The sequence below is a fragment of the Ruegeria sp. HKCCD6647-2 genome (genome assembly GCF_057221075.1).
This window is the reverse complement of record NZ_JBWVBD010000001.1, coordinates 762,585-785,238: the sequence shown is the minus strand read 5'-3', so window position 1 is coordinate 785,238 and position 22,654 is coordinate 762,585. Positions and strand designations below refer to the sequence as shown.

Sequence of the window (22,654 nt, the reverse complement as noted above, 5' to 3'; positions counted from 1 at the left end):
GGATAGTTGGCGTTAACACTGCAACAATATATCAAAATGAAAGCTTTGTTAACTTTTATGCGCAGTTATGTCCGCAAACTGGCACGCCGCCCGGTCCGGGAGTCGTGACGCGGCAGTATTCCAGATGTTCCAGCACTGGATTCGAACCAGACATCAATTGAACTGATTTAAGGATTTCGAAGCGATCTCAAAACTACTCTGCGCCAGCAGTTACTTCTCTGACGGGTCACTCTCAGCATAGTCCCGCAAGTCCTCAACGTCCGAGATGACCGCGTGGTTTCGGTTGATTCTTACCCCCACGGATTTCAGACGAGAGAATGCACGGCTCAGGCTTTCCGGCTTCATGCCCAGTCGCCCTGCGATCAGCATCTTGTCGTAGGGCAATTCCACGTCACAACCGCCGGCGTCGATCTCGCAAAGACTAAGCAGAAACTCAGCCACCCGTTGCGCACCGGTCTGCGCCTTGAGTTGTTCCAACTGCGCGACAAGTGAATGCAGATGCGTAAAGGTCGAGGCCAGAATCGATACTCCGATTTCCGGATCCTCCCGCATTAGAGACAGCAGAACCGGGCTGGGTATGTGCATCACTTCGCAGGGCGAGACCGCCTCGGCGGACACCGGGTAAGGCACGTTTCGCAACGCTACGGCCTCACCAAAACTTTCTCCCTTGGTGAATACACTGACGACAGCTTCGGCCCCTGTCGGCGACATGCGAAACAGCTTGACCCAACCGGCCAACACCACGTGAACAGCTTTGGCCTCTTCTTCCTGCAAAAAGATCGTCTCGCCCCGATCGTATTGCCGCCAGATCGCGTGGCTGAGCAGCGTATCGACATGTTGCTCAGGTAAACTCTTTAGAAGTAGTGACTGCCGCGCAATCGCTTTTTGAACTTCGTGCGCCACGAAGCATCCCCTTTTTTCCCTGTCCGATAGTCTGGACGGTACATCATTGTAGTCTGGCTATGCCAAACCCGAAACCGCTGCACCAGTCTTTTCCTGCGTCAAACTTGACAATTGTCATGTCGCTTGCGTCGCCACGGGCCTAACCTCCCCTTCAAAGCCAGTATTCCGGGGAGCAAGCAAGATGGACTACGAGCGTTATTTCACCCAGAGCCTGAATGACCTGCGCGACGAGGGAAATTACCGCGTTTTCATCGACCTGCAACGCCGTTGCGGTGCGTTCCCGAATGCGCGCCAGACCGATGGGGAAATACAGCGCGACGTGCGGATATGGTGTTCCAATGACTATCTGGGCATGGGCCAGCACCCATCGGTGATCAATGCCATGCATGACGCACTGGATCGCTGCGGTGCGGGCGCTGGCGGCACGCGCAATATCTCGGGGACGACTCATGACCATGTGTTGCTGGAAGCGGAACTGGCCGATCTGCATGGAAAAGAGGCTGCGCTTCTTTTCACCTCGGGATATGTATCGAACTGGGCCGCGTTGGGGACGCTGGCATCGAAAATTCCCGGTCTGATCGTCTTCTCTGATGCGCTGAACCATGCCTCGATGATCGAAGGCATCCGCCACTCACGGGCGCATAAGGTGATTTGGAAGCACAACGATCTGGAAGACCTTGAGGCGAAGCTGGCCGCAGCGGACCCCGACGCGCCCAAGATGATTGCATTTGAATCGGTCTACTCGATGGATGGGGACATCGCCCCGATCAAGGAGATCTGCGATCTGGCCGACAAATACGGCGCAATGACCTATCTGGATGAGGTCCACGCTGTTGGCCTCTATGGTCCCCGCGGAGGCGGCATCGCCGAACGCGAAGGCCTGATGGATCGTCTGACAGTCATCGAAGGCACCTTGGGCAAAGCGTTTGGCGTGGTCGGTGGCTATATTGCCGCCTCGGCCGCGCTTTGCGATTTTGTGCGAAGCTTTGCCAGTGGGTTCATCTTTACCACTGCCCTGCCCCCGGCGATTGCCGCTGGTGCGGCAGCATCCATCCGGCATTTGAAACAGTCGGCCGAAGAACGCGATCTGCAAAAAGCCCGCGTCGCTCAGGTCCGTGCCCGGTTGGATGCCGAAGGCATTCCGCACTTGCCGAACCCCAGCCATATCATCCCGGTGATGGTGGGCGATCCGGTGAAATGCAAATTCATCTCGGACACGCTGCTGGAAGAGTTTGGCATCTACATCCAGCCGATCAACTATCCCACAGTTCCCAAAGGCACCGAGCGTCTGCGGATCACGCCGTCGCCCGTGCATACGGATGAGGATATCGACCATCTTGTCGGCGCTCTGTCGGCCTTGTGGCAAAGGTGTCAGATCGCACGGATGCCGATGGCCGCCCAATAACCAAAGCGTCCCTTCGCTTGGAAAACTGCCGCTCACCCGAGCGGCTTTTTTCCTTTTCAAATCAGGTAAAGGCCAAAGATCAGTAGTGAGAAACCGGTTAGCACCATAGTAAAGCCTCGAAGCCATGCCGGGCTGTGGGCAAGGTCCAGATAGCGTGCAAGGATCATGCGCGACTTGATCGTCGCAAGTAGCAGGATACCGCCTCCGACGATTGCGTCCGGCACCGGCAGCAACGTCAGCAAGGCGGACGCCACGCTGAGTGCGAGCAACCCAAGCCAGGCGAGTGTAAGAGAGTCCGGACGCCTCCGGCGGGAGTATTTGGGAAAAGATGAAGCTGTCTGCATCTTTCTCACCCCAACAGGTAGATCACGGGAAACAGCATGATCCAGACCAGGTCCACCATATGCCAGAACTGAGCTCCAGCCTCGATATTGCGGGGATCGTCGCGCCAGGCGACCAACAGCAGAATAAAGACACCTGCCAGAACGTGGGCCGCATGAAATCCCGTGAGCAAATAATAGAACAGAAAGAACGGGTGAGTTTCGTAAGTAATGCCCTGCCCCGCCTTGCCCGCGTATTCCACACCTTTGACGACCAGAAAGACCACACCCAATAGTGCAGCGCCAATAAGAGCAGAACGGGCAATGCGGCGGTGCGCTGCACGCCGCCAGGCTAGCGCCTTGGCGGCCAGAAAACCGGAAGTCACCAGCACAGCAGTGTTGAGCGCCGCACCGGTGCGATACAAGTGAGATTGCGCTTCTGCGAATCCTGCCGGGTCGGTCAGCCGCACGCCCATGAAGGCAATCAGGCCCGCGCCGAAGACCAGCAGTTCGCTGACGATCAGAACCCACATCAGCAACTCGCCGGGCAATTCGTCGATCAGTGTGGTGTCACTCATGCCCCGACCAGTTGCCGGTAAATCTGAGGCAGCGCCATGGTCAGGCGGTGCGGGTCGGGGATGACGGCAAATCCGCCCTGCCCGAACATGCGTGGGAACCAGCTTTTGCCGGTTTTGTCGATCGTGACGCCAAAGACCGATTGCCCGGCGCGGCGGGCTTCGCGCACGGACGTGCAGGTGTCCTCGATCCCGTGGCGACCTTCATAATGGTCAAGATCGTTGGGCTTGCCGTCGGTGATCACCAGCAGCAGGCGGCGTTTGCGCGACTGCGCGGCCAGATCGGCTGAGCAATGGCGGATTGCGGCGCCGAGGCGGGTGTAATGCCCGGGACGCAGTGAAGCGATGCGTTGTTCGACGATGGTACCCATCGGCTCGTCAAAGCGTTTGCAACGCTGAACATAGACACGCTGACGCTTCAGCGAACTGAAAGCGTGAATTGCAAAATCGTCGCCACAGGCGTTCAGGCCCCAAGCGAGCGCAGCCAGTGCTTCGCGTTCTATGTCGATGACGGCGCGGCCCGTGACGGCGCTCTCAGTTGAGCGACTGACGTCCAACAGAATCGAAACCGCCAGATCTCGGGCTTCGGGTCTGGATTGCATCCAGATGCGCTCGGTGCCTTCGCCATTGGCGCAGCGATCGACTTGGGACCGGACAGCTGCCTCGATATCCAGCTGGTCGCCGTCCAGATGGCCACGGGTCATGACGCGGCCTGGGCGCAGCGCTTCGAACTGGCGTTTGACGGCGCGGATGCGGCGGGCGGTGGCAGGATCCTTGCCGAACTCGGCGGCATCTTCGCGAATATCGGCATCCGACAGCAGGACATTGACGTGGTCGGGCAAGTACCGCCCCGTGCGTACGTCCCATTCGGGATAGAGGATTCGGCCCGACAGACGCTCGCGATTCACGTCCTCGGGCGCAAGATCCAGATGCAGCTTCAGCTTGGTTGGTGGCGCCTTGGAGATCTGGCCAAGTCCGATCTCTTCCTGATCGTCGGCTGCTTTCTTTGCATTGTCGGGATCATCATCGTCAATGCGCCGGTTGATGTTTAGAAACTCGGCCCAGCTGAGGATCGCTTCGAACTTATGCAGGATGAAGCTGTCGCTGCGGGACGCCTGATCCGATTTGCGGCGGCGCGCGCGGTGAGTCTTCTCCCCGGACTCTTCGGGTGGGCCTTCGGTATCTGGGTTCTCGACCTCGTTATGTTCGGAGAACCCAATGGCGCGCAATTCCGGCCACAGTGGAACGGGACGGAAATGCTGATAGCCACGCGGGGCTGTGAGGTCGTCGTCAAGCGCCAGGAAACGCTCGGCTTTCGGTGACAAGGGGGCCGTGTCGCCCAGCATGTGGCGGACGAGCTCTTCGACCGCTGCCTCAACGGGTGGCAGGTCGGGGATGTCGCGGTGATGCAGAATTCCCTTACAGAGCTCGGTATAAAGCGGGCGCAGTCCAGGAGCGCTGTCCAACGTCGCCTCGACCATGTTCTGCGCGGCGATCAGAGCGCGCAGGTCGGCACGCAGCGGATCACCTTCGTCAATTCGGGTTCCGGCGTGGGCAGCAGCAGCGGCCAGCCAGACATAAAGCGCACCGTTTGCTTCGCGCGCTGGGAAAACAGCCAACCGATCCGGCAGGCGCAGAACCTCTCCGTCGAACGAGGCACGCGGCATCAGTTCGGCCTCGGTTGCCAGGCGGCGGCGCCAGCTCAGACGGTGGTGGGATAGTTCGGGCGAGACCGGGCGCAACTCGACGCCCGGGCTACCCCCAAGTCCCCGGAAGAGGACTGCCAGCCGCCCCGCGACCTCAGAGAGGTCGACCGCGGCTCCAACATGCACCTCAGGTGCATCGAGGCGGCTGGCAAGGGTGTGCCACAGTTTCCCGATCGTTTCTTCGGGTTCCCATGGCTCAAAGTCGATCTTGACCATCGGCCGGCCTCACCCAAAGACAGCCGTGACAAGATCGAGGAGCCCGCGTTTGATGTCCTCGTCATCGGTCAGAGGTTCGATCATTGCGGCAAGAATGGCGCGGTCGGTGGACATGCCCTGCGCGATCAGCGTGGCGGCATAGACGACCAGACGGGTGGAAACGCCTTCTTCTAGATCCTGACCCTTAAGACCACGCAGCTTGCCTGCCAGGCGCACCAGCGGCTTGCAGCGCTCCAGCGCCAGACCGCTTTCCTGTGCGACGACTTCTGCCTCCATCTCGGGCGACGGGAAATCGAATTCCAGCGAGATAAAGCGTTGCCGCGTCGAGGGTTTCAGGGTTTTCAGAATATTCTGGTAGCCGGGGTTGTAGGACGCCACCAGCATAAAGCCCGGCGCGGCCTCAAGCTCTTCTCCCGTCCGATCGATCGGCAGGATGCGCCGGTCGTCAGTTAGCGGGTGCAGCACGACGGTCACGTCCTTACGGGCTTCGACGACCTCGTCGAGATAACAGATTGCACCTTCGCGCACCGCACGGGTCAGCGGGCCATCGACCCAGACGGTTTCGCCACCCTTCAGCAGATATCGCCCGATCAGGTCGGCAGCGGCGAGGTCATCGTGGCAAGCCACGGTGTATAGCGGGCGCCCCAGCTTCGCAGCCATATGCGCCACAAAGCGGGTTTTGCCACAACCTGTCGGGCCTTTCAGCAGGACCGGCAAGCTATTGTTGTAGGCGGCGGTGAATACATCGCATTCATCACTTTGCGCCAGGTAGAAGGGGGCGTCAGCCGCCCCCGTCTTCAGTTCCATGGAGCCGTCCATTTTCATCACTCCGCAGGGGTGTCGGCCGCGCCGGGTTCAATGATCTCTTTCCGGGGCACCCAGATCGAGTAAATGAACAACAGCGCACCAAGGACTACTACGAGACCCGCACCAAGGCGCATCCAGTAGAAGATGGCAATCTGATCCTGCACGTCCATGAAGTAGTCGCCCACAACGCGTTGCATGTGCGTTTGAACGGTTCCGGCGAAAGTCAGCACGAAGGTCATGAAGACCATGCCGCTGGTCATCAGCCAGAAGCTACCCATGTTCAGAACCTGATTATAGGGGTCGCGGTTCTTCAGGATAGGCATTGCGTAGGTGAAGATCGCCAGGTTGAGGCAGACATAGGCGCCGTAGAAGGCCAAGTGACCGTGGGCAGCCGTAATCTGCGTACCGTGCGTATAGTAGTTCACTCCGTGCAGCGTATGCAGGAAGCCCCAGACACCGGCACCGAAGAAGGCAAGTGTCGCACAGCCCAGAGACCACAGCAGAGCGGCCTTGTTCGGGTGATCACGACGGCCTTTCCAGACCATGACAAAGGCAAAGGCCATCATCGCGAAGAACGGGATAACCTCGAGGCTCGAGAAGATCGAACCAATCCACTGCCAATACGCGGGCGTACCGATCCAGTAGTAGTGGTGACCGGTGCCCAGAATGCCCGAGAACAGAGCGGCAGCGACGATGACATAGAGCCATTTCTCAACGATCTCGCGGTCAACACCGGTCAGCTTCAGCATCAGGTAGGCCAGGATCGAGGCCATGATCAGTTCCCATACGCCTTCGACCCACAGGTGGACAACATACCACCAGTATTGCTTGTCGAGGCTCAGGTTACCCGGGTTGTAGAAGGCGAACAGGAACAGCAGCGCCAGACCCCAGAGGCCCAACAGCAAAATGTTTGAAATCGCGGTCTTCTTGCCTTTCAGCACCGTCATCGAGATGTTGTAGAGGAAGATCAGTGCAGCAACCACGATGCCTGCCTTGACCCATTTGGGCTGCTCAAGGAACTCGCGTCCCTCTTTGCCCAGCAGCCAGTTGCCTTCGAACAGGTTGAACACATAGGTCACAACAACGCCGAGGGTACCGACCACAAGGATGATCAGCTGCAGATAGGCCAGCTTGGTCGAGTGGATTTCCCGTTCGGTCTCTTCCGGGATCAGGAAGTAGGCCGCACCGAAGAAGCCCAGGATCAGCCAGACGATCAGTGAGTTGGTGTGCAGCATCCGCACGATGTTAAACGGCAGAAACTCGCTCAGAAAGTTAGGCGATACATAGATCAGACCGGCCAGCAGGCCGCCGATCACCTGGATCGCAAACAGCGCCATGGCCACTGCAAAGTAGGCGTAGGCGATTTTTTGGGATTCGTATTTCATTGCTCCGTTCCCCTTCTCAGCCTGCCTCGTTGGGCGGCCAGCCCTGAGCGTCGATGTTGTCCGTCCAGATCAGGAAGTTCGCCAGATCACGGATCTCTTCGTCGCTGAGGTTGAAATTGGGCATCTGCCGACGACCGGGAATGCCGGTGGGTTGCGCCTCCATCCAGCCCTTGAGGGCCTCAAAGGCTGATTCCGGATCGTCAAGGACGCCCCAGCGGGTCATCACATTGCCGACTTCGGGGGCGAAATAGGCGCCCTCGCCCAGAATCGAGTGACAGTTAATGCAGGCGTGTTTTTCCCAAACGTGCTTACCCCGCACCACGCTTTCATCAAGTTTCGCCGCATTCTCGGAATTGACGATATACAAGTGGGAATGGGCCGATAGGGCCAAAAAGATGAGAATGAAGAACAGTGACCCGCCATAAAAGATGTTGCGAGCCATGCTCTTTGTCATGACTTCTCGCATCGCGCTCTCCTTTGCGCCGATTAGCTAGTAGAAGCACAATGGCGATCCGCGCATGGTGTCGCCTTAACGAAAGTCAAGACCAGCCGGTGAATATACTTTAAGGGGATCGGCTTCGCAGTTGGCAGAAACGGATTTTTGCAGGTCTGCTGCACCATGCAGGCCAACGGTTCAGAAACCGGCGCCGTGTGCCCGCATCGCATTACCCAAAAGTTGCCCAGATTAAGCCTTGAAAACCAGTTTTACACCCGGCACTAAACCATTTGAGTGATTAGGCTGTCGCCTGTTGCGCGAACACGCAGAATCGCAGGCGGTCCAAGTAGTTAGGTTAAAGATGGCAATCAAGATATACGGCGCGTTCCGCTCTGACTCAACCATGACAAACAGTCAGGCGCAGCTTTATCAGCCAGGCACTACGTTCCAGATCACGGCATACAGTCAGATCACGATCACGGATGGTGCCGATGCAACGATTATCGACGGCGACAATATCTCGAACGAGGATCCCAATGACCCAACGCAGACCTACCTGGGGAATGCGTTCGCCTGGGATTATACCATTCAGGTCAACGATGGCGTGAACAACTACGAAATCGGCGTGATGGACTGGGACCAAAACGGCGATGGTGATTTTGATTTTCCCTCCGCTGAACAGGGTTTTTTCCTTGGGTTCATCGGGGCTGTACCACCGCTCAATACGACGCTGACGATTGGTGCTCTGACCGACAATGGACCGGACATTCCTGTTAACACCGTGGTGCCATGTTTCACGCGGGGAACGCTGATCGAGACACCCAATGGCCCGCGCGCCATCGAGACACTTTCGGCCGGAGACGAAGTTCTGACTCTGGACCGCGGGCCGCAACGCATTCGCTGGATTGGCGCCCGACAGTTGGGGGCCAACGAGTTGACAGCGAAGCCCAAATTGCGTCCGATCCGGATAAATGCAGGAGCCTTGGGCAGCGCCCTGCCCAAACGCGACCTGCTGGTTTCACCGCAACACCGGATGCTGGTTCGGTCGGCCATCGCCATTCGCATGTTTGACGCCAGCGAAATTCTTGTAGCCGCGCATGCTTTGGTCGGTATTCCAGGTATATCCATTGATGGCACTTCCGAGGCGGTCGAGTACTACCATATGCTGTTCGAACAGCATGAAATCATCTTCGCTGAGGGCGCGCCGTCAGAAAGCCTGTACACCGGAACCGAGGCTCTCAAATCAGTGCAGGCCTCAGCGCGCGCTGAGATATTGGAATTGTTTCCGACTCTGGGAACTCCGGGGTTTGCACCAGCATCGGCGCGCCCGATTCCAGCCAAGGGTCGGCAGGTCCGCAACTTGGTTCGCCGTCATATCAAGAACAGCCGTTCCCTGATCGAACACCTTTGACCGGAAACATGTCTACGCATTCGCCACGCGTGGTTCCGTAAGCGCGGGCCACATGGCGATCAGATACAAAGCGACGGCACAGACCCATGAACCATCCGCAACCAGCATTGCGGTCAGATATCCGTCGCTCAGCCCTGTCCCCAGCCATCTGATGATCGCCGCCACCGCCATCAACCCATAAGCCAGCGCCATCATCGGCGGCGCAACCAGCGGGCGGCCCGAGTGTCCCAGGGCTGCACGGCTCATGACCGCAAGTGTCATGCCCCCTACGCATCCTATGCCCAGAACGTGAAGGGCCGCGATCTCATTTCCGTAACCCAGCACGGCAAACCCCCACAGGATCAATCCCAAAGCCAGCATCCCGAGGCCAAGGTGCAGCGCGATCAGGATGGGCTGGCGCACGGCCCAGCCAGACCGCCAGCCGGTCATGCGCACTATCTGAAGAATGCCCAGACCCAGCGCCAGCGCACCGGACACAAGGCCAACGCCCAACAAAAGAACAGCGAGCGGCGTCAACAGCGCGACGATCATTCCGGCCTTATCCAAGGCCGCGACAGAAACCGGCCAGGTTGCTTCTGGTTCTCCTGCACGTTTCATCGCGTTGCGGGTAAAGGCAGGAGTGATCCGTCCGCCAAGAATGGCAATCATCGAGCATAATGTCAGCAAACCTGCGCGAAGACCGGTCTGGAGCGTATCTCCGGTCGCACCAATCCACTCCAGGTGGGTTAAAAGATTCGCAACCCAGATATAGAGAAGCAGCAGCAGAAAGATCATGTTCTGCGGTTTGGGTCGGCGGATCAGCTGAGACGCTATTTTCGCCGCAAGAATTGGCACGAACGCCAAATCGATCACGGCAACCAGTGTCGGCGACAAAGAGCCCGAATACCACATGGCGACCCGCCCGGCCAACCAAATCCCAGCCGCTATGGTAACAAAGCGTGCTCGCGCGTCGGGTGCTCCGGTCCAATTTGGGACAGCGGTCAGGAAGAAGCCACCCAGCGCCGCGGTGGCATACCCGAAAATCATTTCATGCGCGTGCCACATGGGGGGAGACATGGAATAGGTCGGATCCTCAACCGGAAGCGCTCCGGCCTGGGTGACCAACCACACGCCCCAAGCCCCGCCCGCGAACAGGCCATAAAGCCCCGCCGACAGAAAAAACACCCGAAAGCCCTCGCCCATTACACGTGCGATCGTTGCCGACATGCCTGCTCTCCTTGGCCTCAATGCGTTTCTCCTAGGTCTAGTGGGGGAAGGCGTCGCACCCCTTAACAAAAATCAAGGCCGTGCGGAAAATATGAACTGAAAACACAAGTTTTAGAGCGTCCTTTTTTCGCGAAAATCCCGACCTGACGACCGGTTTGCGACCCTCCCGTTGACTTTGGTCAAGGATGACAACTCTGTGATGTCCCACTCTCCAACCTGCCTCACCACGCATATGGAGAGTGATCATGTCACTTGGAATCAGCTACAATAAAACTGGCCGCGCCTTTGGGGTCGGTTTGGCGATGTTGCTGGGCAGCGTCGCTGCGCCAACATTCGCCGAAGAGCCAACCCTCAGCAAGGAAGCCTTTGAGTCTTCTAAACAACTATACTTTGAACGCTGCGCTGGCTGCCACGGCGTCTTGCGCAAAGGTGCCACCGGTAAAAGCCTTGAGCCGATGGTCGAAACGAAGAACGCCGATGGTACCGTGACCGAATCCGGAACCCTGAAATTGGGTCAGGAACGGCTTGAAAAGATCATCGCCTGGGGGACCGAAGGCGGGATGAACAACTTCTCGGACGTAATGTCCGAAGAAGAAATCCGCGATATGGCGACCTATATTCAGATGGAGCCGCCCAAGCCGCCGGAGATGTCGCTTGAACAGATGATGGCGACCCGCAAGGTTTATGTCGAACCCGAAGATTACCCGACCGAGCCGCTGCATGGCCGAAACTGGGAAAACTTCTTCGTGGTCATCGAACGTGACGTGGGCAAGGTGGCCGTGATCGACGGCGACACCAAAGAGGTGCTGGCGCACATTCCAACCGGTTACGCGGTGCACGTTCTGAAAGCGTCCGAGCACCATAAACTTGAAGAGCCGGAAAACCCGGGTCGCTTCTGGTACACCATGGGCCGCGACGGCAAGATGACCAAGATCGACCTGTGGCAGAACCCTGAGAACATGCTCGTTGCCGAGGTTACCATTGGCTACGACGCCCGCGACGTGGCAGTATCGGGTGACGGTAAATATGTGATCGGTGGGGCCTATTGGCCGCCGCATTTCGCCATCGTTGATGCCGCAACCATGGAGCCGAAAAAGGTCGTCTCGACCCGCGGCTACAACGTGGACGGTGACTATGTGGAAGAGGCCCGCGTGGCCGCCATCTACACCACACCGAACGAACCGACCTGGATCGTGGCTGTAAAGGAACTGGGTCAACTCTGGCAGGTGGACTATACCGACCTGGATAACCTGCGTATCGACAAGATCGACAGCGCCAAGTTCCTGCATGACGGGTTCTTTGATCCAACCGGTCGTTTCTTCCAGATCGCCGCAAACGCGTCGAACAAGATGGTCGTCGTGGACACCCAGACCCACAAGCTGGAAGCCATGATCGACACGGCGCCACTGCCGCACCCCGGCCCGGGCGCCAACTGGGTTGACCCGAATTGCGGCCCGGTTGCCGGAACCACCCACCTGGGTGAAGGCACCGTGACCGTCTGGGGCAACGACCCCGAAGGTCACCCGGATCAGGCATGGAAAACCTGCTATGAGGTCGAAACCGATGGTCCCGGCCTGTTCATTCGGACCCACCCGGAATCCGACTACATCTGGGCCGACCAGACCAAGCACCCTGAGCCTGAGATTCAGCAATCGGTGCAGGTCATCGACAAGGCAACCGGTGAGATCGTGAAAACGATCCAGATCACCGAAGAGGAAGGCAATGTCGCCGTCCACTTCGAGTTCAACCAGGACGGTTCCGAGGTTTGGGTTTCCAAGTGGAACCGCTCGACCTCGAAAGAGCCGAACGGTGAAATCGTGATCTTCGACGCCAAGACGCTGGAAGAGATCGGCCGCGTGAAGGGCCTGTTTGCTCCGACCGGCAAGTTCAACGTCTACAACCGGTCGAACCACGTCACCTGACGGGTTTGCAACCAACACCGGAAAGGGCGGGCCCCTCGCCCGCCCTTTCCTCGTTTGCCCTTTCAGCCAAACGCGCCGGCCTGACACGCCGCGCCAGTCAAGACAGCCATAACGGAGCCCGGATATGACCTCCGAACCGGATAAAAAACCACCAATCTGGCGCCGGTATTTCCTGTGGGGAATGCCCGTGGCCGGCATCGCCGTGGCATTTGCCGCCGGCATCATCTTCTGGGGCGGGTTCAATACCGCCATGGAAGCCACCAACACCAAGGAATTCTGCGTCTCGTGCCACGAGATGCGTGATTTTGTCTATGAGGAATACACCGGCACGATCCACGATGTGAACCGATCCGGTGTGGGCGCGGTCTGTTCCGACTGTCACGTGCCCAAGGACTGGACCCACAAGATGATCCGCAAGATCAAGGCGTCCAGAGAGCTCTATGGCAAGATGGTCGGCTCCATCAACACCCGCGAGAAGTTCGAAGCCAAGCGTGTGCATCTGGCGATGAATGAATGGGAGCGGATGAAGGCCACCGACTCGCGCGAATGCCGCAACTGCCACGATTTCGAGTCGATGATGCCCGAGTTCCAGAAACCCCGCGCGCGTCAGCAGCACCTGAACGCGATGACGATTGGTCAAACCTGCATTGACTGTCACAAAGGGATTGCGCACTCGGATGCCCGCGACCGGGCCGACGAAGAATATCTGGAAGAGCTTGAGGCGCCGAACCCGGCCTTCATCCGTCAGATACCGCCGGAATACCTTGCCAGCCTCGAGAAGATCGAAGCCAAGGAAGCCGCCGAAGCCGAAGCTGAAAAAGCAGCCAAGAAGGCTCAGCAAGAAGCCGTGCAGGCGCAAATTGCATCAGCTGTTGAATCCGCCCTCGCCGAAGAGCGTGCGAACGCAGCAGGTGATGAGGCCGCAGCCCCCGCTGGTGGCGGAGGCGGCGATGTCGGCGGCAATATCGACTGGAACGCAGTGGCCAGCGCTGATCTGAAACTGTTCTACCCTGGCCAGGCCTCGTTTGAATGGGTGCAGAACGGCAAATTCCACGGCGGGGCGCGTCCGCTGACCAAAGGCGGTGACCAATGCACCACCTGCCACGCCAAGGAACTGGACACCATCGGCAACAAGATCGTTGCAGGTGGCGATCTGGAACCGACCCCGATCCCCGGCAAGCGCGGCGTGATCGACGCAACGGTTCAGGCGGCACATGACGACGAAAACCTGTATATCCGACTGCAATGGCCGGATGCGGGCCACAACCCCGCCCCGTTTGTCGACGGCGGCAAAATGGACCCCGACAACCAGATCAAGGTCGCCATGATGATCACGGGCACCGGCATCGAGATGGGTGATCAGGTGGGCTGCTGGGCCTCGTGCCACGCGGATAACACCTACATGCCATTTGATCCGGGCGCCGATGCGATTGCCGCCAACGGTGATTTCACAGGCCGCATGACCGCGCAGGACACGGTGACCAAGTACATCAGTGAAAGCCGCACCGAGATCGACACCAAAGGTCGCCGCGGCAAGCCGATGGGTGGATGGGACAAGCTGCAGGCCGCCGAGCAGATCGAGCAATATCTGGCTGATGGCACTTACCTTGACCTGATGCGTGTCTATGCGGACGGCAGTGCGAGCAACGGCTATCTACTGGAACAACGCGTGGTCAACGATGGTGAGATTGCCGCCTCGGCCGATCTGTCCGGTGGAATGTGGACCGTGGTCTTTACCCGTCCGCTGAATTCCGGTGCGCCGGGGGATGTCCCGCTGGAGCCCGGTCAGACCTACACGGTCGGCTTTGCCATCCACGACGACTTCTCCGCCGCGCGGTTCCACCACGTGACGCTGAATACCAGCCTTGCGCTGGACGACGACACCGCGAATATCAATGTGGTGAAACAGTAACGGATTGGGGGCCGGGTGAACCGGCCCCTGACCACTTTCAGAAAGGAGACATGGACCATGAAGACCCACCGCCTTCTTCCTGCACTTCTGCTTTTGGCGTCACCGGCGCTGGCGGCCGATGAAGACAACGCCGAACTCTGTGCCGAAGCCGAAGAACGCTATGTCGAGATGTTCGGCCAGCCTTCCGAGGCTGTTGACGACGCCGAAGTGGTGCTGATGTACAAATACAATTTTTGCCCACGCGAACTGACGGTCAAGGCAGGCACGACAGTGCGCTGGGTCAACGTCGACAAGCGCACCAGTCACAGCGTGCTGCTGAAAGACGGCAGTGAACCCGAAAGCGACCGGCTATTCCCCGAGGAAACGGTTGATTTCACCTTCCTCTCTCCGGGCCCTCAGGAATACCTCTGCGGGCCGCACTGGGAGACACAGAACATGATCGGAATGATCACCGTCGAACCCTGAGCCGAGGCTGACATACAGGCAGAAGAAAGGAGCGCAGGAGCAATTCCCGCGCTCCTTAACTTATGTCAAGGAGGTTTCTTTGCGATTGCGTCAGTCTGCCTTCATGACACGCCCGGCTCACCCAGCAACGTCCCGTAATCACAGTGGATTCGCGCGGGAAACCCGGGTTCCGAAGACATTCAGAACAAGCGAGTTTGCACATGAGCGGTAAGGTTTTTCTGATCGGAGCCGGTCCGGGTGACCCAGAGCTGATGACCCTTCGTGCCATGCGAATGCTGCAAGAGGCTGATGTGGTGGTCTATGACCGTCTGGTCTCGGACGACATCCTTGCCATGCATGCCGAAGGCGCGCGATTGATCCCCGTCGGAAAGGCCCCCAAGTGCCACACCGTTCCGCAGGACCGGATCAACGAAATCCTGCTGGAAGAGGCAAGGAACGGTCACACCGTCGCGCGGTTGAAAGGCGGAGACCCGATGATCTTTGGCCGCGGCTCGGAAGAGGCTGCCTATCTTTCCGCCCACGGCGTTTCAGTTGAATACGCCCCCGGCATTACCGCGGCTCAAGGTGCGTCCTGTTCCACCGGCGTGCCCCTGACCCATCGCGGACTGGCGACTTCGGTTCAATATGTTACCGGCCACCGGCAGGCGGACAGGGTTCTGGATCTAGACTGGAAACGGCTGGCGGATCCGGACTCGACACTTGTTGTTTACATGGGCGTCGCCAATATCGGCCAGATCGCCATGGGACTAATGACCGAGAACCTGCCCGGTTCGACCCCCGTTCTGGCTGTTGGGAAAGCCACAACACCGGATGAACGTCGTCTTGTGTCCCGGTTGGATCAGCTGGCAACAGACGTGCGCGACGCCGAACTGAAAGCCCCCACGCTGTTCATCATCGGTAAAGTTGTATCGCTTTACGCCGAACGGCCGGTGACCGATTTGCTGGAGCAGGCCCATGGCTAGCGTTGCTCGAATGACAAACGGACACACGGGCTGGACTGCGCGCGCCGTTCTTACAACCGCCGTTCTTGTGGCCACTTCGGCGCTGGCGGCGGATGTCATCGACCCCAACGCGCTGAAACGGCTTGTTCATCAGGATTGCGGCTCGTGCCACGGGCTTTCTCTGAAAGGCGGCCTTGGCCCCGATCTGCGATCCAAAACCCTGGAGCACTATGACGCTGACGTTCTGACCGGCGTCATCCTTGACGGAATCCCTGACACCGCAATGCCCCCCTGGCGGCCCCTGATCAGCGAAGAAGAGGCCGAATGGATCGCCCGTTACCTTCTGGAACCGGAGGCACAATGAAACATCTCGTCCTTGGCCTCGTGGCCACTCTGATGATGACAACTGCACAGGCCGAACCGATGGCCACCGGCGATCTCGGGCTGGTGATCGAACGCGCCAAGGGTTCGGTCCTGCTGGTGGATCAATCCGACCGTGCTGCGCTGGCGCGGATCGAAGGTTTGGGTGATCTGTCTCACGCCTCGCTGGTTTATTCTCCGGATCAACGCTTTGCGTATGTCTTCGGGCGCGATGGCGGGCTGACCAAGGTGGATATCGTCACACGGCAGATCGTGAACCGGGTCGTGCAGGCAGGCAACGCCATCGGCGGTGCAATCTCGGATGACGGCACGCTTGTGGCTGTTTCGAACTATGAGCCGGGCGGTGTACGCGTGTTCGACGCGGACACGCTGGAAATGGTCGCCGATATCCCCACCGACAGCAAAACAATCGGTCTGGTCGACGCGCCCGGACGCCGGTTCGTCTTCACCATGTGGGATACGGGCGAGACCTGGATTGCCGATTTCTCTAATGGCGCGCCCGAAATCACCAAGATCCCCGACATGGGCAAAAACCCTTATGACGCGCTGATCACCGCAAATGGCCGCACCTATATCACCGGCTTGTTTGGCGAGGATGGTCTGACCGCCCTCGATCTGTGGTCGGATAGACCCGAACCCATTCGCGTATTGCCGGATTATGGACGCGGGCAGGAAGAAATGCCGGTCTATAAGATGCCTCATCTGGAGGGCTGGGCTTTGACCGGGCGGGAATTTGTCCTCCCTGCGGTGGGCCATCACGAAGTTCTCTGGGTCGATGCCGAAACACTGACCGAAACGGGGCGTACCAAGACCCATGGCCAGCCGGTTTTTGCCATGGCGCGCCCCGACGGGCGGCAGGTTTGGGTAAATTTTGCCCACCCCCTGAACGACACGATTCAAGTGATCGACAGCGTCAGCAAGGAAATCATTCACGAATTCAAACCCGGTCCAGCCGTGCTGCACATGGAATTCACGCCACGCGGGCACGAGGTTTGGCTGAGCGTGCGCGATGCCAACAAAGTTATGGTCTACGACACGCAAACATTTGAAAAGCTGCGCGAAATCGAAGCGGACAGCCCCTCGGGCATTTTCTTCACCGCCCGCGCGCACAGGACAGGGCTTTGAAACAATGTGTCACATTACCGATCCGATCGATCGTAGCTTGCTGGACGAATTCCAACGCGATTTTCCCATCGTTGAGTTCCCGTTTCAGGTTTTGGCCGACAAACTGAGCCTCAGTGAACACGAAGTGGTTGACCGGCTCGCCCGGATGCGGGCTGCGGGACGGATTACACGTGTCGGGGCCACAATCGCACCTGGTGCCGTTTCTGCCAGCACGCTCGCCGCTGTCGCCGCGCCGGAAGAACGCATTGAGGAGATAGCGGCCCTGATCGACTCCGAGCCGGGGGTGAACCACAACTATCAGCGTGAAGATGATTGGAACCTCTGGTTCGTGGCGACGGGGCCGGATCGCACCCATGTGGACGACACACTGGCCCGTATTTCGGAGCGAACCGGGTTGCGCGTTCTCGATCTGCGGCTGGTGCGCCCGTTCAACGTGGATCTGGGGTTCCGCATGTCCGGCGGCTCTCACCGCGTTCCAACCGCGCGCAAGATCAACCGTTCCGTCATGCAAGACGGTGATCGGGATCTGCTTCAGGCTTTGAGCTCCGGTTTGCCGCTTGTGGCCGATCCGTATGCTGCGCTGGCCCGATCTCTGCGGCGCGATCCGAATGGCGTAATGGAGCGTATTCGTGTGCTGCACGATGCGGGCATTATCTCTCGTCTGGGTGTTATCGTTCGCCACCGCGCGCTGGGCTGGTCGGCCAATGCAATGGTTGTCTGGGATTTGCCGCAGGGTCAGATTGATCAGGCGGGCCCTGCCCTGTCCGCGCATCCAGGCGTAACCCTGTGCTATGAGCGCAGACCAGTAGAGGGCGTCTGGCCCTACCGGCTATACTCAATGATCCATGCCCGCTCGCGCTCTGAGGCCGGCGATGTCCTGTCAGGCGCAATAGCCCTGCCGGAACTGGCCGGGGCACAACACAAAGTGTTGTTCTCGACCCGCTGTTTCAAGCAAACCGGTGCGCTGATCAAACCCAAGGAGGTGGCGGCATGACACTGGATGCAACCGACCGCGCCATTCTGAACCGATTGCAGGATGACCTGCCTCTGACGCCCCATCCCTACGCCAATGTGGCACAGGAATTGAAGATTTCGGAAAGCGATCTGCTGGCGCGTCTGGAACGAATGAAAGAGGACCGCGTGATAACCCGCTTCGGCCCCTTCTTTGACGCCGCGGCCATGGGTGGGGCGTTCTGCCTGTGCGCGATGGCCGTTCCGGCGGACAAATTCGAAGCCGTCCTGACCAAAGTCAATGCGCACCCCGAGGTTGCACATAATTATGAACGCACGCATCGGCTGAACATGTGGTTCGTTCTGGCCACCGAAACCCCCGAAGGGATCGAGGCCACCGCCGATGCCATCGAACAGGAGACGGGAATTCGAGTTCTTCGTTTCCCCAAACTGCAAGAGTTTTTTATCGGCTTCCGGGTGGCGGCATGATCGACACGACAGACAGACAGATCATCGAGGCGCTGCAGAGCGGGCTGCCCCTGACTCCTGCCCCCTATGCGAAGGTGGCCGAAACGCTGGGCCTGGAAGAAGACATTCTTCTTGATCGCCTGTCAGCACTCAAGGCGCGTGGAGTGATCCGTCGCATCGCCGCAGCGCCAAACCATTACAAGCTGGGTATGACGTCGAACGGGATGACAGTTTGGGATGTCGATGACGACCGCATCACCGAACTGGGGGCGCAGATCGGTGCCCTGCCCTTTGTGACACATTGCTATGAACGGCCCCGCGCCCTACCCGACTGGCCCTACAACCTGTTTGCCATGGTCCATGGCACCGACCGGGATGAGGTTGAAGAAAAGCGGGCGCAAATCGCCGATATCCTGGGCAGCGCGTGTCGCGCAAAGGACATCCTCTATTCCACGCGCATCCTGAAAAAGACAGGGCTGCGCCTGAAAGCGAAAGGCTGAGAACATGTTCCGCCTGACCGAATACATGCACCAACTGGTCAATCCGACCCCGGTGCGCAAACGCCGCCCCGGACCAGTAAAACCTGTGGTGATCTGGAACCTGACGCGGCGCTGCAATCTGAAATGCCGCCATTGCTACACCGTTTCGGCGGATGTCGCGTTCCCGGGCGAGCTCAGTCACGAGCAAGCCATGGTAACCCTTGAGGATCTGGGCCAGTTTCGCGTCCCGGCCCTGATCCTCTCGGGTGGGGAGCCGCTGGACCGGTTCGATTTCTTCGACATCGCCAAACGCGCTCGTGAGCTGGTGCCGATGCTGGCGCTGTCGACCAACGGCACGCGGATTTACGACGAATCCGCCGATATGATTGCCGACGTCGGGTTCAGCTATGTCGGCATTTCGCTCGATGGGATCGGAGCAACCAATGACTGGTTCCGGGGCGTCGAAGGCGCCTTTGCCGACGCGCTGCGCGGAGTGCGCGAATGCAAAAAGCGCGGGATCAAAGTTGGCTTGCGGTTCTGTCTGACCGAAGGCACGCAACATCATCTGCCCGATCTGCTGCAACTGTGTGACGATGAGGGGGTCGACAAGTTCTACCTGTCCCATCTGGTTTACGCCGGTCGAGGTGACAAGAACCGTGGCGAGGATGCCGAACACCTGCGTACCCGCAAGGGGCTGGACCTGCTGCTGGAACGCGCGTGGGAGGCTGCTTCGGGCGGGCGGCCACTGGACATCGTGACCGGCAACAACGATGCCGATGCGGGTTATTTCCTGAACTGGGTTCGTGCTCATTTCGATGCCGAAAAAGAAGCGCATGTCCGGGAACATCTGGCCGCTTGGGGCGGAAACTCCAGCGGTTTGGGTGTGGCGAATATCGATAATCTGGGTCGGGTTCACCCTGACACTTATTGGTCCGATTACACCGTTGGCAACGTAAAAACCAAAGCATTCTCAGAGCTTTGGACCAGCGACGACCCGATGCTGGCCATGCTGCGAACACGACCCCGCCCGCTCAAGGGGCGTTGCGGCGCCTGTCAATTGAAGGATGTCTGCGGTGGCAATACCCGAATCCGGGCGTTGCAACTGACGGGCGATCCCTGGGCCGAAGACCCGGCCTGTTACCTGTCAAACGAAGAAATCGGCGTGGACGACGCGGGCGAACGCCTGCAGGTCACACCGTTCCGGGGGAAACGTCATGATCCGGCCCATCAGTTCTTTTGAGACCGCGTTATCGAGTACATCAGCCTGTGTCCCAACGGCAAATGCGGGAGCCTCCGGCGGGAGTATTTTTGAAAAGATGAAGATCGGGGTCCTGTGTTCGCTTCTGACCGTGGGAGCGGCCTGGGCGGATGCGCCGTCGGATTATGCTGAGCATTGTGCCTCGTGCCATGGTGAGAACCGTCTTGGTGGAGTTGGACCGGCGCTGATCCCCGAAACGCTGAAACGGATGCGCGGCCCGCGCGTTGCCGCCGTGATCGCCGAGGGGCGCGCGGCGACCCAGATGCCTGCCTTTTCACACGAGTTGGACGCCCTGCAGATCGAGGAGCTGGCAGGATGGCTGAAATCGCCGCTGGAAACCGATCCTGAATGGGGTGAAGCGGATATCACGGCCAGCCGTACTCTGGACGAAGACTACGTGCCCGTGGATGCGCCGGTTTGGGACAGTGACCCAATGAACATCACGCTGGCGGTCGAGACCGGTGATCACCATGTCAGCGTGTTGGACGGTGACACGTTCGAAGTCCTGGATCGGTTCGAGACGCCCTTTGCCGTGCACGGTGGACCCAAGTTCAGCCCCGACGGCCGCTATGTCTTCATCATGTCCCGAGATGGTTGGGTGCAGAAGTATGATATCTGGGCGTTGAAACAGGTGGGTCGCGTGCGCGCGGGCCTGAACAGCCGCAACATTGCGATGTCGGGGGACGGCAAATGGGTGGCTGTGGCAAATTATCTACCCAACAGTCTGACCTTGCTGTCGACCGAGGACCTTTCGGTTGCCAAAGTCATCGAGGTAAAGAGCAAAAAGGGAAACCCCAGCCGCGTTTCGGCCGTTTACCAGGCCCCGCCGCGCGAAAGCTTCGTTCTGGCTCTGAAAGACGTCCCCGAAATCTGGGAAGTGTTCTATGGCGCCAACCCGCCTCAATTCGGCATCGGTCACGACTTCCGCATCGAAGGCCAGTTCAAGAACCCTGACCCTTTCCCCGTGCGCAAGATCACAACGCCCGACTATCTGGACGATTTCTTTTTCGATCAGAGCTACGAGTATGTTATGGGCGCGTCCCGCGACGGAAAAGGCGGTCAGGTGATTGATCTTGTGATCGGTCAGAAAGTAGCCGATCTGGACCTGCCCGGCATGCCGCATCTGGGCTCGGGCATCACGTGGCAGCACGGCGATACCACAGTGATGGCCACGCCGCACCTGACCGATGGCACCGTATCGGTAATCGATATGGAAACCTGGGAAACCGTCAAGCGGATCAAAACCGAAGGCCCCGGATTCTTCATGCGCAGTCATGAGAATTCACCATACGTCTGGGCCGATGTCTTCTTCGGTCCCAACAAGGATGTCATGCACGTGATCGACAAGCAAAGCCTTAAAATCGTAAAGACTCTGCGCCCCGCTCCCGGCAAGACCGTGGCCCATGTGGAGTTCACAAAGGATGGCAGCCACGCGCTTGTGTCGATCTGGGAAGATGACGGCGCGGTAATCGTCTATGATGCGCAGACGCTGGAAGAGGTTCGACGCCTGCCCATGCGCAAACCTTCGGGGAAATACAATGTCTGGAACAAGATCACCTTCTCGGAAGGCACCAGTCACTGACGATAAATGGCCGGTCTGGAAACTGGCCATTTTGCTTTATCCGGCCACGGCTTTGACCGTGGCCATCAACCTGTTTCTGGCAGGGTTGATCCTGCACAGTGCGGGGTTCGGTGCAATTGGGCCTGTCCCTGCAATTCTTTGGTCGATTCCATTGGGTGTGCCCGCGTCCTGGCTGGCCGGGCGCTGGGTGCGCGGCCTGATGGATGAAGCCGACGGATAGGTGGCAATTTTCCGAGACCTGACCTAAGTCAAGTATCCGTCTGAGAGAATCCCGTACAACTCTGGAAAGACTGCCGAGTTGGATTCTCCATGCCTGCCCCTAGCCCTCTGCTCGCCCTCCCTGTTCGCGCTTTTCGCGCGGCGTGCGCACTGGCAGGTATCTTCCTTCTGTTGTCGCAAACGCTTTCTCCGGTTCTAGCGAGTCCCGGTGAAAGCATTTGGGTGGAGATCTGCTCGGAGGCAGGCGCGGTCTGGGTCGAGGTCGATCTTGAAGAAGGCGGCGATGACCCGACTGCGCCCTGCCCGAAATGTGCCGACTGCGCGCTGTGCGCGGTAACGACAGCAGCACCGTTGCCCGATCTGCTGTTGCTGGCGTCGGCTGAAGATGTTCAAGTCGTGCGCCTGGAACACAGGGACTTGCGTCGTTTGTACGGCTCGAAACGACTGTGGCCCGAGACCCGAGGGCCCCCGTTCGCGCCCCAAGAAAGAACCGAACGCGCCCCGCGCGCGTCCATGGCGTCAATCCAAGTAACCGGAGGTGCGCCGTGGTCGTAAGTCGCGCAATCCATATTCTTCTGGCA

Annotated in this window: 23 protein-coding genes; 15 read left to right on the top strand and 8 right to left on the bottom strand. The window is 58.9% G+C overall.

All coding sequences use genetic code 11. The features are described from left to right. Nucleotides 1–210: 210 nt before the first annotated feature. Nucleotides 211–903, bottom strand: a complete 693-nt coding sequence (locus AC2TDJ_RS03735; protein ID WP_480839367.1) for a Crp/Fnr family transcriptional regulator — start codon at nt 901–903, stop codon at nt 211–213. A 181-nt stretch (nt 904–1,084) separates the two neighbouring features. Between AC2TDJ_RS03735 and hemA the strand changes: the two genes are divergently transcribed. Further along, the gene (hemA, locus tag AC2TDJ_RS03730; protein WP_480839365.1) at nt 1,085–2,308 is read left to right on the top strand and encodes a 5-aminolevulinate synthase; all 1,224 of its coding nucleotides are present in this window, start codon (nt 1,085–1,087) and stop codon (nt 2,306–2,308) included. Nucleotides 2,309–2,364: 56 nt separating this feature from the next. Here the strand turns inward: hemA and AC2TDJ_RS03725 are convergent, their stop codons facing one another. From AC2TDJ_RS03725 to AC2TDJ_RS03700, 6 genes are all read right to left on the bottom strand, one after another. Further along, complete coding sequence (locus AC2TDJ_RS03725; RefSeq protein WP_480839363.1) at nt 2,365–2,562, bottom strand: nitric oxide reductase F protein; 198 nt, start codon at nt 2,560–2,562, stop codon at nt 2,365–2,367. A gap of 95 nt (nt 2,563–2,657) precedes the next feature. Then, nucleotides 2,658–3,206, bottom strand: a complete 549-nt coding sequence (locus AC2TDJ_RS03720; protein ID WP_480839361.1) for a cytochrome c oxidase subunit 3 — start codon at nt 3,204–3,206, stop codon at nt 2,658–2,660. Continuing rightward, entirely contained in the window at nt 3,203–5,125 is a 1,923-nt protein-coding gene (locus AC2TDJ_RS03715; RefSeq protein WP_480839359.1) for a nitric oxide reductase activation protein NorD, read from the bottom strand. The genes AC2TDJ_RS03720 and AC2TDJ_RS03715 overlap by 4 nt, the downstream gene beginning before the upstream one ends. A gap of 9 nt (nt 5,126–5,134) precedes the next feature. Next, the gene (locus AC2TDJ_RS03710) at nt 5,135–5,944 is read right to left on the bottom strand and encodes an AAA family ATPase (RefSeq protein ID WP_480839357.1); all 810 of its coding nucleotides are present in this window, start codon (nt 5,942–5,944) and stop codon (nt 5,135–5,137) included. 5 nt (nt 5,945–5,949) lie between these two features. Next, a complete protein-coding gene (locus tag AC2TDJ_RS03705; RefSeq protein WP_480839355.1) occupies nt 5,950–7,317 on the bottom strand; it encodes a cbb3-type cytochrome c oxidase subunit I in 1,368 nt (455 codons plus the stop codon). Nucleotides 7,318–7,333: 16 nt separating this feature from the next. Further along, the gene (locus tag AC2TDJ_RS03700) at nt 7,334–7,783 is read right to left on the bottom strand and encodes a c-type cytochrome (protein WP_480839353.1); all 450 of its coding nucleotides are present in this window, start codon (nt 7,781–7,783) and stop codon (nt 7,334–7,336) included. 331 nt (nt 7,784–8,114) lie between these two features. Here AC2TDJ_RS03700 and AC2TDJ_RS03695 point away from each other — a divergent pair, with 331 nt between their 5' ends. Then, nucleotides 8,115–9,164 carry a Hint domain-containing protein gene (locus AC2TDJ_RS03695; protein ID WP_480839351.1) on the top strand — a complete coding sequence of 350 codons (1,050 nt, stop codon included), beginning with the start codon at nt 8,115–8,117 and terminating at the stop codon, nt 9,162–9,164. A gap of 12 nt (nt 9,165–9,176) precedes the next feature. Here the strand turns inward: AC2TDJ_RS03695 and AC2TDJ_RS03690 are convergent, their stop codons facing one another. Beyond that, nucleotides 9,177–10,370 (bottom strand): NnrS family protein, encoded by a 1,194-nt coding sequence (locus tag AC2TDJ_RS03690; RefSeq protein ID WP_480839349.1) that lies wholly within the window; start codon nt 10,368–10,370, stop codon nt 9,177–9,179. A 245-nt stretch (nt 10,371–10,615) separates the two neighbouring features. Between AC2TDJ_RS03690 and AC2TDJ_RS03685 the strand changes: the two genes are divergently transcribed. The 13 genes from AC2TDJ_RS03685 (at nt 10,616) to AC2TDJ_RS03625 (ending at nt 22,628) form a co-directional block, all read left to right on the top strand. After that, nucleotides 10,616–12,292, top strand: a complete 1,677-nt coding sequence (locus tag AC2TDJ_RS03685; RefSeq protein ID WP_480839347.1) for a cytochrome D1 domain-containing protein — start codon at nt 10,616–10,618, stop codon at nt 12,290–12,292. A gap of 124 nt (nt 12,293–12,416) precedes the next feature. Next, entirely contained in the window at nt 12,417–14,204 is a 1,788-nt protein-coding gene (locus tag AC2TDJ_RS03680; RefSeq protein ID WP_480839345.1) for a NapC/NirT family cytochrome c, read from the top strand. Nucleotides 14,205–14,261: 57 nt separating this feature from the next. Further along, nucleotides 14,262–14,669, top strand: coding sequence for a cupredoxin domain-containing protein (locus AC2TDJ_RS03675; RefSeq protein ID WP_480839343.1), 408 nt, complete (start codon nt 14,262–14,264; stop codon nt 14,667–14,669). A gap of 200 nt (nt 14,670–14,869) precedes the next feature. Further along, entirely contained in the window at nt 14,870–15,631 is a 762-nt protein-coding gene (cobA, locus tag AC2TDJ_RS03670; RefSeq protein WP_480839341.1) for a uroporphyrinogen-III C-methyltransferase, read from the top strand. 10 nt (nt 15,632–15,641) lie between these two features. Then, entirely contained in the window at nt 15,642–15,974 is a 333-nt protein-coding gene (locus AC2TDJ_RS03665) for a c-type cytochrome (RefSeq protein WP_480839339.1), read from the top strand. After that, a complete protein-coding gene (locus AC2TDJ_RS03660; protein ID WP_480839337.1) occupies nt 15,971–17,116 on the top strand; it encodes a cytochrome D1 domain-containing protein in 1,146 nt (381 codons plus the stop codon). The genes AC2TDJ_RS03665 and AC2TDJ_RS03660 overlap by 4 nt, the downstream gene beginning before the upstream one ends. A gap of 4 nt (nt 17,117–17,120) precedes the next feature. Further along, nucleotides 17,121–18,110: a siroheme decarboxylase subunit beta gene (gene ahbB, locus AC2TDJ_RS03655; protein WP_480839335.1), complete on the top strand. Its 990-nt coding sequence runs from the start codon at nt 17,121–17,123 to the stop codon at nt 18,108–18,110. Further along, nucleotides 18,107–18,556: an Lrp/AsnC family transcriptional regulator gene (locus AC2TDJ_RS03650; protein ID WP_480839333.1), complete on the top strand. Its 450-nt coding sequence runs from the start codon at nt 18,107–18,109 to the stop codon at nt 18,554–18,556. Before ahbB (AC2TDJ_RS03655) ends, AC2TDJ_RS03650 begins: the two co-directional genes overlap by 4 nt. Next, entirely contained in the window at nt 18,553–19,035 is a 483-nt protein-coding gene (gene ahbB, locus AC2TDJ_RS03645) for a siroheme decarboxylase subunit beta (protein ID WP_480839331.1), read from the top strand. The genes AC2TDJ_RS03650 and ahbB (AC2TDJ_RS03645) overlap by 4 nt, the downstream gene beginning before the upstream one ends. A 4-nt stretch (nt 19,036–19,039) precedes the next feature. Continuing rightward, nucleotides 19,040–20,254, top strand: a complete 1,215-nt coding sequence (gene nirJ, locus AC2TDJ_RS03640) for a heme d1 biosynthesis radical SAM protein NirJ (protein ID WP_480839329.1) — start codon at nt 19,040–19,042, stop codon at nt 20,252–20,254. 76 nt (nt 20,255–20,330) lie between these two features. Then, nucleotides 20,331–21,854, top strand: coding sequence for a cytochrome D1 domain-containing protein (locus tag AC2TDJ_RS03635; RefSeq protein WP_480839327.1), 1,524 nt, complete (start codon nt 20,331–20,333; stop codon nt 21,852–21,854). Beyond that, nucleotides 21,811–22,074: a hypothetical protein gene (locus AC2TDJ_RS03630; protein WP_480839325.1), complete on the top strand. Its 264-nt coding sequence runs from the start codon at nt 21,811–21,813 to the stop codon at nt 22,072–22,074. The genes AC2TDJ_RS03635 and AC2TDJ_RS03630 overlap by 44 nt, the downstream gene beginning before the upstream one ends. Before the next feature lie 89 nt (nt 22,075–22,163). After that, nucleotides 22,164–22,628, top strand: coding sequence for a DUF2946 family protein (locus AC2TDJ_RS03625; RefSeq protein ID WP_480839324.1), 465 nt, complete (start codon nt 22,164–22,166; stop codon nt 22,626–22,628). Nucleotides 22,629–22,654 lie beyond the last annotated feature (26 nt).